The organism is Micromonospora sp. NPDC049101, assembly GCF_040648675.1.
GTDB lineage: Bacteria > Actinomycetota > Actinomycetes > Mycobacteriales > Micromonosporaceae > Micromonospora.
Genome location: NZ_JBEZED010000027.1, coordinates 64,416 through 78,464 on the forward strand (window position 1 = coordinate 64,416; position 14,049 = coordinate 78,464).

The window sequence follows — 14,049 nt, forward strand, 5'->3', positions numbered from 1 at the left end:
CGACGCTCATGGCCCGACTGTAGGTATCGGCTCTCGGGTTCGGTGACCCTCGGGGTGGGCGATGTGTCACAGCGCCAGGGGTACGTGTCGACGAGGTCGCCGAGCCGATTCCACCGCCGAGTGGCAGCCGCGACGTGGATCGTCGCTGTCGTATATGTGCTTTGACCTGGCCTTTTGTTCGCTGTCGGGCTTAGGGTGGGCCTGCCTCAGCCCTCCTGCTGTCAGCGGTGACGAGCGGCGGGCAGGACCGTGGCGGCACCGGCAGGGGAGGAGCTGTGACAAGTGGGCAGCGAACAACCAGCCCCGAGAAGCCGCGAGCCGGCCGACGACGCCCGCCAGTTGCTGGAGTGGCGGGTGGAGCAGCGCCTTAACGCCCTCGAGCGGCTGATCGACGCCAAGCTGGCGAATCTCGCCACCAAGATCGAGGCGCAGGCGGCACATGTCGGGCTGGGTCTCGCGGCGGCCGACAAGGCGGTGACGAAGGCGGAGATCGCCACCGAGAAACGGTTCGAGAGCGTCAACGAGTTCCGGCAGACCCTCTCCGACCAGACCAAGACGTTCATCGCCAGGGTCGAGTTCGAGGTGGTGCGGGACAGCCACGCCAAGCACCTCGCCGATCTGGGCAGCCGGATGGACAAGATCGAGGGCAGGGGGGTCGGGCTCAACGCCGGGTGGCTCTATCTGGTCGGTGGGATCACGGTCGTCGCCACGTTGACGGGTCTTGTCCTGGCGTTCGCCTAGTTGCTGCTCCCGCCGCCGTCGCCCCCGCCCCCGCCGTCGCTACCGCCACTGAACTCGCCACCACCCACCCCACCTGAGCCGCCGGCGTAGCCGTGGCGGCCGTCCAGGAAGGGCAGATTGCCGCGGATGCCGCGGGGCTTGGGTCGTTTGCCCGGCCCGCCGAGGTGTTGCAGGCAGACCCGCTCGGCAACCGGGAAACACTCGCCACGGCCGCCGCAGTCGGCCAGGTAGCGCTTGCCGTCGGGGATGCGTAGCTCCTGGTCGACCCGGAACAGCAGGGGAAGGCTGGTCGGGTCGCCACCCTCGTCCCGGCGGGCGTGACCCAGCGTGGCGAGCAGCAGCGAACCGCGCTCGGCGTTGGGCGGGTCGCCGCCGGTCGCGGGCCCCGGCTGGTGGTGCAGGAGGCGCCCGAACGCGGCGTCGCAGAAGGCGGCGTAGTCCCGCGTGTGCAGGGTCAGTGCCTGCCACAGGTCGTCCACCACCACCGACGGCACGGACAGCTTCGCACCGGGATGGCGGACGACGAGCCGGAACCACTGCCGGGTTGCGGTCTCGACGAGGACGATGTCGTCGGCACCGAGATGGGGGTACCGATTTCGGAGGCGTTCCCGCCCGCTGGCCGGGAACTGCAGATCGGCGACGGCGCGGAGTCGGTGAGGGGTGCGGTCGCTTCTGAACTTCGTCCAGTTCATGCGGCTACTTCTATCCGCCCGGGCTGCGGGCGCTCGTGCCTCGACTTGCCGAAGTGGCGCCGTGGCTCCTTCAGAGTAGGGGCAGCAGGCAAGCGCGGCACCGGACGCGCCGGTCCGCTGTCGACCGCGCGGGGCGCGGGGTGTCGGGGCGCGCGGGGGGTTACGCCGGGGCGGGACGCCACAGGCCTATCTCGAAGGCTTCGCACAGCCCTCGTTCGCGGCCCGCCACCTGTGCCCACCACCGGCTCTTGACCCGCAGGTACTCCTCGCTCATGTAGTCCCGGTCGAGAATCTGCCGGTACGCGGCGAGCGCCTCGATCTTGGCGTACCAGACGTTCGTGACGTCGACGAAGAAGGTCGGGCGGAAGTCGGTCGTGGCGAGGGTCGGGTGGCCGAGGAGGAGCATCGTCGGATGACGGCTGCGGCTGACGGTGATCCGTACGGCGTGACAGATCGCGTTGTGGTCCTGGTTCTGCCCGGCACCGGGGCCGTGGGTGATCACGACATCCGGGCGGCGCGCGTCGATCAACGCATCCGTGATGGTGACCAGATCCCCGTCGATGCGCAGGTCGTTGGACTCCAGGTCGCCGACCTCGCCGGTTGCGCCGAGGATCTCGCAGCAGGCGTCGAACGCCTTGTCCCTGCCCTGGCTCCCGCGCGACAGGGAGGCGACGTGGACGTCCATCCCGGCCTGGGTCATGCGGGCGATGGTGCCGCCACAGAGGAGAGCCTCGTCGTCCGGGTGCGCGACGATCACCAGGGCGGTCCGCAGTGCGGTCGTCGCGAAGGGATTCGCCCCGCCGACCGGGTCGTCCGCCGCCATCGAGGTGGAAGCCGCCCCCGCCCATCGTGTCGTTGCGATGTCGTCAGCCATTCACGAAGTATGGCGGCAATCCGTCAGCGTCTGATCACGCGCTGGTACGACGCGTTCCGCCGTTCGGCGCATAGCGGGGCGCGACGTCCGGCTCTTTTCGGGGTGAATCGGAGGATTGTTCGATCTGGTCCGGTCCGGCTGATTACGGTGTGTTCAGGGCGATCCACCCAGTGCCAGAAGGGACCCCGTCATGCGAGTGCCCAGCCGTAGTCCGGGTCAGCAACCGGGGTCGCCCGTCTCGCCCACCGCGCCGGCCCGCCGCCGGCCCTCCGGCACGACCCCCCGTCGCCGGTCCACCGCCGAGCCCGACCTCGCCGCCTACCGGGCCGCCGTCGCCGACCTGCTCGTCGAGGTGGGTGCCCTGGCCGACGCGCCGAGTACCCGGGCCCGCCAGGTGCTCATCGACGAGCGACTGCGGGAGCCGGCGCTCGCCGCCGTCCTCGACGCCACCCCGCAGGGGCTGCTCGGGGCGCGCGAGACGTTGCTGCTGGAGATGGCCCGCTACCAGCCGAACGAGCGCACCTCGGCGCGTGACCTCAGTGCGCTGGTGCGGATCTACCTGCTGTCCCGCATCGACGTGCTGTGGTGGCAGGACGCCCCGACGTTCGTCACCGACGACCAGGTCAACGGCAGCGCGGAGCTGGTCGACCTGGAGTGGCTGCGTCGCCGCGACCTGCTGCGGTTCCGCTACCAGGAGCAGCCCGCCACCCTGCTGGGCCGCGCCGCCCGCGGGTTGCGACGTCGGCTGCGCCCGGACGCCGCCCCGCAGACCGCCGGCCTGCTGTTTCGGCGCGCCCGCCGGGAGGTCGTGGCGCTGCTCAACGACCTGGCGCGGGAGTTCGCCGCCGCCGCGCCGCCGCACACCCCGCCGCTGTGGGTGACCAGCCTGGTCCGCAGCACCGAGCACCAGTACCGGCTGCGGCGCCTCGGTTACGCCGCGATGCTGCCCAGCGGGCACTGTCTGGGCTACTCGGTGGACGTCGAGCTGAGCTGGTTCGAGCGGTTCGGTGCGCGCCAGGCGCTGGCCGGGCTGCTGCTGGCCCGGCAGGAGGCCGGCGAGGTCAACGTGATCGACGAGGGGCAGGCGTGGCACCTGTGCCTCGCGCCCGCCGCCCGACGCCGCCTGCGCCAGGCGTACGAGGCCGAGATGGGGGTCTGACCCGGTGTGCGGCATCGCCCTGAGCATCGGCCCCGAGGCCGACCCGACGACCTTCCGACGGATGCTGGCCGTCCTGGCCCCGCGCGGTGAGGTCACCGAAACCCGTTCCGAGAGCGGGCTGCTCGCCGGCACCCGCCGCCTGCGCGTCGTCGACCGGGACCGGGCGGTGCAGCCGTGGACGTCGACCGACGAGGGCTGGCTGCTCTGCTTCAACGGCGAGATCTTCAACTACCGGGAGCTGCGGGCGCAGTTGACACGCCTCGGTCAGGCGTTCCGCACCGAGAGCGACACCGAGGTGCTGCTCGCCGCGTTCCAGCAGTGGGGCGAGGCGGCGGTGACCCGACTGCGCGGCGAGTACGCGTTCGCCGTCGTGCAGCGGGCCACCGGCCGGGCCTACCTGGCCCGCGATCCGCTCGGGGTCAAACCGTTGTACTGGTCCCGTCGGCCGGGCTGTCTGCATCTCGCCTCCGAGGTCAAGGCGCTCGTCGGGCACGGCGCCCCGATCGTCGAGGTGCCACCCGGTCACCACGGCTGGGCCGACGCCGACGGGCACGTCCGACTGGACCCGTACGTCGACCTGCTCACCATCGGCGCGGGCCTGCCGGTCATCGACGACCCGGACGAGGCCCGCCTGCTCGTTCGTGCCGCGCTCAGCGACGCCATCCGGATGCGGGTGGAGACCGACCTGACCGTCGGGGTGGTGCTCTCCGGTGGGTTGGACAGCTCGCTGATCCTGCGCCAGGTGCGCGACATCCACCCGGACTGCGTCGCGGTGACCGTGGGCGTCGCGGACAGCCCCGACGTCGCGTACGCGCGGCGGCTCGCCGCCGATCTGGACGTGCCGCACGTCGTGGTCGAGCTGCGTCCGCGTGACATCCGGCTCGCCGACGTGCGCGAGGCGATCCGGATCTGCGAGCTGACCGAGTACGGCGACATCATCAACGCGGTCGTCTCGGTGCCGATCTTCCGCCGCCTGCGTGACCTGGGGATCAAGGTGGTGCTGACCGGCGACGGCTCCGACGAGCTGTTCGGTGGGTATCCGATGTACCGCCAGGTCGGCCCGGGCGCGGCGCGCCGGCTGTTCCTGCACCGGATCCGCAACCTGTGTCGGACCGAGTTGCAGCGGGTCGACCGGGCCGCCATGGCCCACGGGGTGGAGGCGCGGGTGCCGTTTCTCGACCTCAGCGTGGTGGAGCTGGCGATGCGGCTGCCGCTGGGCCTGAAGGTGCGCGACGGGCAGGAGAAGTGGATCGTCCGGCGGGCGTTCGCCGACGTGCTGCCCGACTACGTCCTGCGCCGGCCGAAGAACCCGATGTCGTACTCGTCGGGTCTGCACGAGCGGGTCCGGCTGTACAAGCCGCTCTTCGCCCGGCTGCACCGCTCCTTCGGCTACGACCTGCAGCAGCCGGTGCGCCGCGACTTCGACACCGTGCTGAGCCGGTGTGGCAACGACCTCGACCGGGCCATCGCCGACGGGCTCGACCGGCCCGACTACACGGTGCTGGAGCACGCCCGCGACCTGGTCGGCGCCGCCCGGTGGAACGCCGCGCCGATGGTCCGCCGGCTGGTCGGCCCGCGCCCGGCCCGCCGCTCGCCGACCGGTTGACCCGACGCTTGACTCTGACACCGTGTCAGGGACGAGCGTGAGGGGACCATGTTCACCATCGGAGACTTCGCCCGACTGGGCCGGGTGTCGGTACGGATGCTGCGTCACTACGACAGCATCGGGCTGCTCCGGCCGGCCGCCGTCGACAGGCACACCGGATACCGGTTCTACCGCGCGGACCAACTGCGCCGGCTCAACCGGGTGATCGCCCTGAAGGAGTTGGGCCTCACCCTGGAGCAGGTGCGGGTCATCGTCGACGACGCCGTCGACGTGGTCGAGCTGCGCGGCATGCTGCGGCTGCGTCGTACCCAGTTGGAAGAGCAACTGGCCGCGGACGCCGCCCGGCTGGCCGCGGTCGGGGCGAGGCTCCGGATGATCGAGTTGGAGGGCACGATGAGTACGCAGGACGTCGTTCTGAAGGAGATCGCACCGGTGCGGGTCGCGGAGCTGACCGCTGTCGCGTCGAGTTACCAGAGTCAGGACATCAGCCCGGTGATCGGGCCGCTGTACCCGGAGTTGTTCCGCCGGCTGGCCGAGGCCGGGATCACCCCGGCGGGGCCGACCATCGCCTGGTACGAGCCGGCCGCCGACGGCGACGGCGATGCGGTGCTGGTGCACGCCGGGGTGACCGTCGCCGTCGGCGCGTCGACAGTTGCCGATGTCGAGGTACGCGACCTGCCCGCGCTGGGCGCCGCCGCGACGATCGTCCATCATGGCCCTATGGACGACGTCGACCAGAGTATGCAGGTGCTCGCCCGCTGGATCGACGACAACGGCTACCGTGCCGACGGTTTCGCCCGCGAGGTGTACCTGGACTACTGCCCGGACCAGCCGGAGAAGGGCGTCACCGAGCTCCAGCTCGCGGTGTACCGGGACTGACGCGGGCCCTGCCGTCGCGTCCGCTGCGGGAAAGGACGCGACGGCAGTCGGAATCCGGACAGCCTCCGCCCATGGCAGTACACTTTCCCCGCCCGAATGTGGCCTGACCTGGGAAAACTGGTAGGAGTGGATAGAGATCCGTCACTCAGTACGCGAAAGCCATTCCGTGAGTGACGGTCGGATTTCCGCCAGTCGCCCTGCGGCCGGGGGCAGCAGGCGCGTGGCCGCCGAGGACTATCAGTCGGCCGCCTGCCTCCTTCCCCCGTCCGCGGTGGCCCTCATCCCCGGGAGAGGGAGAAAACATCCATGTCCCCAGTGCTCCGTGCCCGTCCACGGGCCGTCACGGCATGCGCCGCAATCTTGGCGCTGATCGTCAGTCTGCTCGTCGCCCCCACCGCGGCCTCGGCTCGCGCCCCGAGTCGCACCCCCACACCGGTAGTGGCGCCGGTGGCAGCGCCGGCCGTCGCCGCGCAGCGAATCGCCGAGCTGGCCGCGCCGGCGCAGCCACCGGCCGCGCCGGCGCGGCCCACCGCGTCCTGGCGTGCCGGGACGGCAACGGTCAACTGGAAGGCGCCGGCTGACGGCGGCTCGGCCCTCAGCGGGTACGTGGTCACCGCGTACCGCAACGGCAAGAAGGCGAAGACCGTCACCTTCGACGAGTCGACGACCACCCGGAAGATCGAGGGCCTGACCGCCAGGGCCACCTACACCTTCACTGTGGCCGCGAAGAACGCCGAGGGCGTCGGCCCGGCCAGTAAGCGCTCCGCTGGTGCCAAGATCATGGCGCTGCCGGCCGCACCGGCAATCGTCGCGGTCACCGCCGACACCGCCACGGCCCTACTGAGCTGGACGCCCGGCTCGGACGGCGGCTCACCGATCACCAACTACATCGTCACGCCCTGGGTGAATGGCGTGCGTCAGCCCGCCCAGACCTTCGGACCGTCCACCACCAACACCGTGACCGGGCTGGTCCCCACCACTCCCTACCGGTTCACGGTGGCCGCCCGCACCGCCGAGGGCACGGGCCCCGAGTCGCCGCTGTCCGATCTGGTGATCGCGAACGTGTCGCCGACGTTGCTGTTCGACCACCCGACCGAGGCGACCGTCGGGATCGCCTACGTGGCCACCCTGAACATCACCCACGGTGTGCCGCCGTTCACCTGGTCGATCGCCTCGGGCACACTGCCACCGGGGATGCTGCTCAACCCGCAGACCAACGGCATCTCGGGCGTACCGACCACCCCCGGGGAATACCCGGTGGTGATCCGCGTCAACGACTCAGCCGGCCAGACCGGCACCCGACTGATCGTGCTGGTTGTCAACCAGGCGCCGACACTGACCTTCCCACCGCCGCCGCTGGGTGAGGTGGACGCGCCCTACGCCGACCAGCTCAACGTCGTCGGTGGTAGCGCGCCGTTCGTCTGGAGCCTGGCCTCCGGTGCCCTGCCGCCCGGGCTCACCCTCGACGCGGCGACCGGCCTGCTGTCCGGCCGGCCGACCGCGGTCGGCGCGTTCCCGTCGACGGTCCGGGTGACCGACGCCAACGGCCAGACTGCCACCCGGGCCATCCGAATCCTGGTCCAGGCCGAGAGCGTGGCCACGCTCACCGCGTCCACAAACGCCACCACCTTCGGCACGGCGGTGCACTTCGAGGTCATCGTCGGCCCCGGCGTCGCCGAGGGCAGCGTCACGCTCATCGACGAGCTGCCCAACGGGGTGGAGACCCCACTGGGAACCTTCCCGCTGGCCCTCAACGTGGCCAGCTTCGACGTCCAGGTGCCGGCGTTCGGGCACAACCAGTTCCGGGCGCAGTACGACGGCACCGGTCCATTGGGCGAGGCGGTGTCCAACGAGGTGGCGATCGAGGTGTCCGCGCTGCCCCGCCAGGTGGTCATCGACCAGTTCGCGCAGTCCGGCATCAGCGGGGTCACCGACCAGTTCGTCTCGGTCGTCAACAGCACCTCGATCAACCTGCCGATCGCCGGCTTCAAGGTCGAGGCGCCCGGCGGACTGTCCATCACCATCCCGGGCAGCGCCCGGCCGCTCGGTCCCCGACGCGGCTTCCTGATCGCGGCAGCCGACTATTCCCTGTTCAACATCCAGCCCGACCTCATCGTCCCCAGCCTCGGGCAGGGCGGGCTGCGGCTTGTCGCCCCGGACGCGGCGAGCACGGTCACCGACCGGGCGGGCTCGACGCCTGGCTTCTCCGAAGGCCCGCCGCTGCCCGCCTTCAACGCGCCACCGTTCGTCCCACACGCCTGGAACCGGCTCCGGGTCGCCGGCAACCTCCAGGACACCGCCAACAACCAGGCCGACTTCCGGCTGGTCGCCACAGTGCTCGGCCCGATCAACGGGGTCCCGTCCACACTCGGCAGCCCGTCGCCACAGAACACCCTCGGCACCTACCAACAGAACGCCGCCATCCAGTCGACGTTGTTCGACCCCAACGTGGCCGTGTCGGCTGTTCCCAACCGGGTTCGCACCGGGAACAGCCTGGTGATCCGGCGGACGCTGACCAACCGGTCCAGCGCCGCGATCACCCAGGCCCGGGTCCGGATCACGTCACTGAGCGCGGCGAACGGGGCGCCGTACCCCGGCGGACCGTCACCCGCGGTGCACTCCAACCTCCGGCTGGTCAACCCGGCCAATCCGACGACGTCCGTCACCATCAGCGACGGCCGGACGCTGCTGGTCCGGAACCTGCACATGGACTCGCCGGCGACCAACCCACCGGGTGGTGGGTTGGGCACCACCCTGACGATCCCGTTCGACCTGGGTGGTCTGGCACCGGGTGCGTCGGTGCACATCGCGTTGACCTTCGCGGTGGACACACCCGGATCATGGTGGGTGGCGTACGACGTGGACGCGATCGGCGGGGGCGTGGTCCCGACGGTGGCGCCATCGGCGAAGGGCACCAAGACGGCCAAGCAGCGCGAGGCGGACGCCAAGCGGTTGAAGGAGTCGCAGAAGCTGACAGTCGACAGCGGCACCATCCGCTGACGCTCAGCGAACAGGGGTGCGGGTGGCGCGTCACGACGAGCGCCACCCGCACCGTGCCGTCGCCCATGATCGTTGAGCAGACGATGAGCGGGGAGATCATGCCGACACCCGGCTGCGGCGTCTACGGGCTGCGGGTGCACGGGCTGGACGAGGCGTCCGAGCTGCCGCCGGCCGAGGGCGCGGCCCTCGGGTGGCCCGCCGTACGGGTCCGCCAGGTGGACGTGCTGCCACCACCGCCGGTGCCGTTGGACGGCCGGCGGGGCACCCGGATCCTCGCCGACGGGCGGACCCTCGCGGTGGACCGACTGCGGGGGATCGCCACCTTCTACGGGCCACCGCTCGCTGCGGACGTGCTGGCCCACCCGTACCTCGCGCCGGTGGCGACCACGGTCAACCGGTGGGCGGGTCGGGAGGCGTTCCACAGTGGCGCGTTCGTGCTCGCCGGTCGCGCCTGGGCGCTGCTCGGCCCGCGTACCGCCGGCAAGAGTAGCCTGCTTGCGGCCCTGGCCGCCCGGGGGGTGTCGATCCTGACCGACGACATCCTGGTCGTCGACGGCGGCGACGCCTTCGCCGGCCCGCGCTGCGTCGACCTGCGGCGGCCGGTGCCGGGGGTGGCGCTGCCCACCCGGCCGGTCCGGGCCGGCGACCTGCTGCGGGTGTGGCTGCCGCCGATCGCGCCGCACGTCCCCCTGGGTGGTTGGCTGTTCCTGCGCTGGGGCGACGAGGTCAGCCTGGCCCGGCTGCCCGGCGCCACCGTGCTGGCCCGGCTCGCCAGCCGGCGGTCGTTCGGGCAGTTGCCCTCCGACCCGGGCGCGCTGCTGTCGCTCGCCGCCCTGCCGGCGTGGGAGCTGACCCGGCCGCACGACTGGGCCGCCCTCGACGACACCCACCGGCTGGTGGTCGACGCCGTGGCCGCCACCTCGGCCGTGGGAGCGACCCGGTGACGGACCTGCCGTCGGCGGTCCGCTGCCTGAGCCTCGACACGGCCGCGGTCCGGGTCAGCGCGGCGCTGGCCGCCCGGGGCGTGGAGGCCATCCTGCTCAAGGGGGCCGGGCTGGCCCGCCGGTTGGGCCAGGAGCGGCACCGGCTCTACACCGACGTCGACCTGCTGGTCGCCCCCGCCTCGTTCGACCTCGCGCAGCGCACGCTCGCCGACCTCGGCTGTGTCAGCGCGCTCCCGGAGGGTCGCCCCGACCACCGGTCGCACTGGTACGAGCGGCCGTGGCGGATGCCCGGCCCGCTGTCGCTCACCATCGACCTGCACCGCGGTTTCCACGGGGTGGCCGATCCCGAGGCACTGTGGGCCGGGCTGTCTGCCTCGGCGCAACGGATCGGGTTGGCCGGCGGCCTGGTCGCCGTGCCGGACGAGGCAGGCGCCGCCCTGCTGGTGGCGCTGCACGCCGCCGCGCCGGGCCGTTCCGACCGGCCGGGTGCCGACCTGCGGCGGGCGCTTACGGTCTTTCCCGTCGCCACCTGGCGATCGGCGGCCGACCTCGCCACACTGACCGGGGCACTGCCGTCGTTCGCGCTCGGCCTGCGCCTGACGCCGGCGGGCGCGGCCCTGGCCACCACGTTGGCCCTGCCCCGACAGGGCACGCCGGCGCTGTGGCTGCGGGCCCACCGTTCCTCACCCGCCGCGCTGACGATCGCGCAGCTCGCCGAGCTGCCCGGTGTCGTCGACCGGCTGCGGCACCTCGGCCCGCGGCTGTTTCCGACACCGGCGTCTATGCGGCACGCCAGCCCGCTGGCCCGCCGAGGCCCGGTCGGTCTGCTGCTGGCGCACCTGGCCCGGCTGGCCCGCAACACGGGGCGGCTCCCGGCCGCACTGAACGAGGTACGCGCGGCGCACCGCAGCGATCGCGGCTGACCGCTGGCCGGTGCGGCGTCAACCCGCCCGCCGTGACCTGTCGTCGCGTCCGGCCGACGGAGTCGGTCAGGGGCGTCCGGCCGACGGAGTCGGTCAGGGGCGTTGGACCAGCAGCCCGTGCCCGCGCAGGTCCGCCAGGAACGCGGCCACGTCGGCGCGGGCCCGCTCCCGGTCCACCGGGGCGGTCTGCACGAGTGCCGTGACCAACTCGGTGCTGGTGGCGCCGGTCACCAGTCGCTGCCACAGCAGCGCACCGGTGGCGTCCAGTCCGAAGTAGACCGAGTTGCTGGTGTCCAGCACGACCACCTCCTCGCCGGCGACCCGCCAGGCCACCCGGTCCGGGTCGACCCGGTGCACGATCTCCTGCTCTGTCACGGCGTGACCTCCATGTCGATCTCGGAACGCTCCGGCCGGCCGGCGGAGTCGGGTGGGTTGGCGGCCAGCCAGAGCTGTTGGACCAGGCTGGCGGTGCCGCCGGGGATCGGCCAGTGCGACCAGATCTCCCGGAGGGCCTCCGGGTCGACCAACCCCTCGTCGGCTCCGGAGCCGTCCCAGGAGCTGACGAACTCCCGGGTCGGCGTCCGGAAGAACACCTCGAGAAAACGGGCCTTGCGGCGGGGCGCGGTGACCTCGGCCGGTAGGGCTCCCCGGGCCATCTCCGCGAGCAGCCGGTCCCGGCCGATTCCCCGGTGGTCGCCGAACCGCAGCGCCAACGCGGCCAGAAAGCCCTCGTCGAGCAGCGGCTGGATCGCGGTCGCCCGGTGCTCGGCGGCCAACGCGGCAAGCGCCGAGCAGGTCGTCCGCAGGTCCCGGCGGCGGGTGTGCCAGGCGATCCGCTGCCGCAGGCGGCGCGGTTCGGCACGCTGCTCCGCGCGGTGCGCGCGGTGCGCCTCGCGGGCGACCTCCGCGCGCAGCCACGGAAACGACTCCGCCGGCCCCTGCCGGGTACGCGCGGCGTGCCGTAGCCACCACAGTCGGGCGCGCAGCGAGGCCGCCGGTGCACGACGCCACCCGGCCAGGATCTGGTCGCCGCCGGCACCGGTGAGCAGTGTGCCGCCGGTGGCCAGTTCGGCGATGGGCAGGTGCAGGTGCAGGTTGACCGGATGGACCACGCCGTGGCGGTGCAGCAGCCGGCGGGCCACCGGCCCGACGAGGTCCAGATCGTCGGCGGCCCGCAGGATCTGCCACGAACCGCCGAGCCCCAGTGCCGTGATCACCCGCTGTTGCCAGTCCGACTCGTCGGCCCGGGGGGCCTCGGCGAACCGCCAGGTGACCGGCACCGGGTCGGGCAGCCCCTCCCGGCGGGCCGCCCGGACGGCCACCGCCAGGATCAGCGACGAGTCCAACCCGCCCGAGAAGCTGACCACGCACGGTGGGCGGGTCAGGCCGGGCAGGACGGCGGCGTCGAGCGCGCCCAACGGGTCCGGTACGCCGGCCGGAACGAGCCGACGTGGTGGCGGCTCGTCGACACCAAGAAGCGTTCCGGTGGCGAGGTCGAACGGGGTCGGACGGAGCATGTCGTACCCTCAATCGCGTTTCAGGGTGCCGCGGCTGGCGGCGACCCGCAGCGCCCCCGCGAAGGCCCAGCTCGACACCGGCAGCAGGAGCGCGGTGGCACCCAGCAGCGCCAGGGCCGACCAAACCCAGTCGCCGCCGGCCAGCGCGGCGCGCAGCCCGTCCAGGGCGATCCGGCTGGGCAGCACCGCGGTCAGCTCCGGCAGGGGACCGGGGAGTTCGGAGACCGGGAAGTACGTGCCGGACACGAAGGTGAGCCCGACGACGAACAGTCGGGCGGCGGCGTCGCCGTGCCCGACGGCCACGGTGAACGCCGCGAGGGCGATGCCGATGCCCAGCACCGACGCGGTGCCGGCGATCAGCAGCACCGCGACTCCCCACCAGTCGGCGCGACCGGTGTGCAGGCCGAGCACGGTGCCGAGGATCGCCAGGTAGACGCAGGAGCGCAGCAGGGCGAACAGGAACGGGTAGCCGGCGGTCCCGATGGTCAGCGCGGTGACCGGCATGGGCTGGGCGGCCAACACCTCCAGTGTCCCGCTGCGTTGTTCCCGGATCACCCGACCGGTCAGTTGCGTCGTGGCGGCCTGCAGGACGAGCAGGAAGGTGATGCCGACCGCCACGAAGTCGAAGTAGCTGGCCGAGTGGGCGAGGTCGGTGCCCGAGGAGGGGGTGAGCACCCGGGAGATGAACAGGAAGACGACCAGGTTCACCACCCCGAAGGCGAGGTCCAGCAGCAGCGGCAACCGGAACTGCCGCGGGTCGCCCAGGTCGCGGCGGACCAGGGCGAGGATCATCGCGAGCGGACTGGCGCCCGCGGCCCGGCTGGTGGTCGCGGCGGAGCTGGTCGAGGTCACGACACGGCCGCCGTGCTCGGCGTCGTCGTCTGCTGCCCGGTGAGGGTCAGGGCGGACTGGCACCGGTCCCGGTCGTCGGCGAGGTGCGACGCGATCACGCAGGTCAGCTCGGGTCGCCGGTCGAGCGCCTGCCACAACAGCTCCCGCGACGTCTCGTCGAGGGAGCGGCCTGGCTCGTCGAGCAGCAGCAGCGCGGGAGCGGCGACGAGAGCCCGCGCGATGCTGACCCGGGCTCGCATGCCCGCCGAGCACCGCTGCACCGGGACCGTCGCGTAGCCGGCCAGGTCCAGTTCGGCTTCGACCCGGGCGACGGCCGCGCGGACGGCTCGCCGGGGCAGCCGGAGTCGGGCGACGAGGGCCACGTTCTCCCGTGCCGACAGCGTCTCGTACAGGCCCTGTTCCGGGGCGAGGCACACGCTGGTCAGGTGCCGGGCGGGCCGTGAGCCGACCGGGTGGCCGCCGACGGTGGCCTGTCCGGCGCTGAGGGTCAGCGTGCCGGACAGGCACCGCAGCAGCGTGGTCTTGCCGGATCCGTTGCTGCCGCCCAGGAACACCCGGGCACCCACCGGAACGTCGAGGTCCAGGTCGGTGAAGATCACCCGACGACCGAACCGACGCTGTGCCCGGCGGATCGTCAGCAACGGCGGTCCTCCCACGATGTCGGGCGGCGACGGGTCAGAGCGAACCGTCGCCGCCGCCACCCAGGCCGTCGTCCGGACCTACGGTGCCGCCCTTGGTCAGCTCGGCGAGGGTGCCCAGGCGCTGGATCGTCGGCGGCCGGTAGTCCGAGGCGGCTGTCGGGACTGTGTCCAGTTCGCGGTGCGATGTCATCGGTTCTCCTACTCGAATCGGTGTCGACCTA

Annotated in this window: 14 protein-coding genes; 7 read left to right on the plus strand and 7 right to left on the minus strand. The window is 72.4% G+C overall.

What is annotated here, in order from left to right; translation table 11 throughout:
* Positions 1–282: 282 nt before the first annotated feature.
* Positions 283–741, plus strand: coding sequence for a hypothetical protein (locus tag AB0B57_RS29250; protein ID WP_357076764.1), 459 nt, complete (start codon positions 283–285; stop codon positions 739–741).
* Here the strand turns inward: AB0B57_RS29250 and AB0B57_RS29255 are convergent.
* Both AB0B57_RS29255 and AB0B57_RS29260 read right to left on the minus strand, forming a co-directional pair.
* Complete coding sequence (locus AB0B57_RS29255) at positions 738–1,433, minus strand: hypothetical protein (RefSeq protein ID WP_357076767.1); 696 nt, start codon at positions 1,431–1,433, stop codon at positions 738–740. The two genes, AB0B57_RS29250 and AB0B57_RS29255, sit on opposite strands and share 4 nt — an antisense overlap.
* 160 nt (positions 1,434–1,593) lie before the next feature.
* A complete protein-coding gene (locus tag AB0B57_RS29260; protein ID WP_357076770.1) occupies positions 1,594–2,307 on the minus strand; it encodes a PIG-L deacetylase family protein in 714 nt (237 codons plus the stop codon).
* 190 nt (positions 2,308–2,497) lie between these two features.
* On the opposite strand from AB0B57_RS29260, the gene AB0B57_RS29265 reads away from it, so the two are divergent.
* The 6 genes from AB0B57_RS29265 (at position 2,498) to AB0B57_RS29290 (ending at position 10,818) form a co-directional block, all read left to right on the plus strand.
* Complete coding sequence (locus AB0B57_RS29265) at positions 2,498–3,466, plus strand: DUF5715 family protein (RefSeq protein ID WP_357076773.1); 969 nt, start codon at positions 2,498–2,500, stop codon at positions 3,464–3,466.
* Positions 3,467–3,470: 4 nt separating this feature from the next.
* On the plus strand, positions 3,471–5,072 hold the full coding sequence (locus tag AB0B57_RS29270) for an asparagine synthase-related protein (protein WP_357076776.1): 1,602 nt from the start codon (positions 3,471–3,473) through the stop codon (positions 5,070–5,072).
* Between the two features lie 48 nt (positions 5,073–5,120).
* Positions 5,121–5,951 (plus strand): MerR family transcriptional regulator, encoded by an 831-nt coding sequence (locus AB0B57_RS29275; protein ID WP_357076779.1) that lies wholly within the window; start codon positions 5,121–5,123, stop codon positions 5,949–5,951.
* Positions 5,952–6,398: 447 nt separating this feature from the next.
* On the plus strand, positions 6,399–8,951 hold the full coding sequence (locus tag AB0B57_RS29280; protein WP_357076782.1) for a fibronectin type III domain-containing protein: 2,553 nt from the start codon (positions 6,399–6,401) through the stop codon (positions 8,949–8,951).
* A 65-nt stretch (positions 8,952–9,016) separates the two neighbouring features.
* Entirely contained in the window at positions 9,017–9,895 is an 879-nt protein-coding gene (locus AB0B57_RS29285; protein WP_357076786.1) for a hypothetical protein, read from the plus strand.
* Positions 9,892–10,818 (plus strand): nucleotidyltransferase family protein, encoded by a 927-nt coding sequence (locus tag AB0B57_RS29290; protein ID WP_357076789.1) that lies wholly within the window; start codon positions 9,892–9,894, stop codon positions 10,816–10,818. The genes AB0B57_RS29285 and AB0B57_RS29290 overlap by 4 nt, the downstream gene beginning before the upstream one ends.
* A 93-nt stretch (positions 10,819–10,911) precedes the next feature.
* Here the strand turns inward: AB0B57_RS29290 and AB0B57_RS29295 are convergent, their stop codons facing one another.
* Genes AB0B57_RS29295 through AB0B57_RS29315 form a run of 5 tightly spaced genes read right to left on the minus strand, consistent with a single transcriptional unit; the run spans position 10,912 to position 14,018 of the window.
* A complete protein-coding gene (locus tag AB0B57_RS29295) occupies positions 10,912–11,193 on the minus strand; it encodes a PqqD family protein (protein WP_357076792.1) in 282 nt (93 codons plus the stop codon).
* The gene (locus AB0B57_RS29300; RefSeq protein WP_357076795.1) at positions 11,190–12,335 is read right to left on the minus strand and encodes an asparagine synthase-related protein; all 1,146 of its coding nucleotides are present in this window, start codon (positions 12,333–12,335) and stop codon (positions 11,190–11,192) included. The genes AB0B57_RS29295 and AB0B57_RS29300 overlap by 4 nt, the downstream gene beginning before the upstream one ends.
* Before the next feature lie 9 nt (positions 12,336–12,344).
* On the minus strand, positions 12,345–13,187 hold the full coding sequence (locus AB0B57_RS29305) for an ABC transporter permease (protein ID WP_357076798.1): 843 nt from the start codon (positions 13,185–13,187) through the stop codon (positions 12,345–12,347).
* On the minus strand, positions 13,184–13,828 hold the full coding sequence (locus AB0B57_RS29310; RefSeq protein WP_357076801.1) for an ATP-binding cassette domain-containing protein: 645 nt from the start codon (positions 13,826–13,828) through the stop codon (positions 13,184–13,186). Before AB0B57_RS29310 ends, AB0B57_RS29305 begins: the two co-directional genes overlap by 4 nt.
* 34 nt (positions 13,829–13,862) lie before the next feature.
* Positions 13,863–14,018, minus strand: coding sequence for a lasso RiPP family leader peptide-containing protein (locus AB0B57_RS29315; RefSeq protein ID WP_357076804.1), 156 nt, complete (start codon positions 14,016–14,018; stop codon positions 13,863–13,865).
* Positions 14,019–14,049 lie beyond the last annotated feature (31 nt).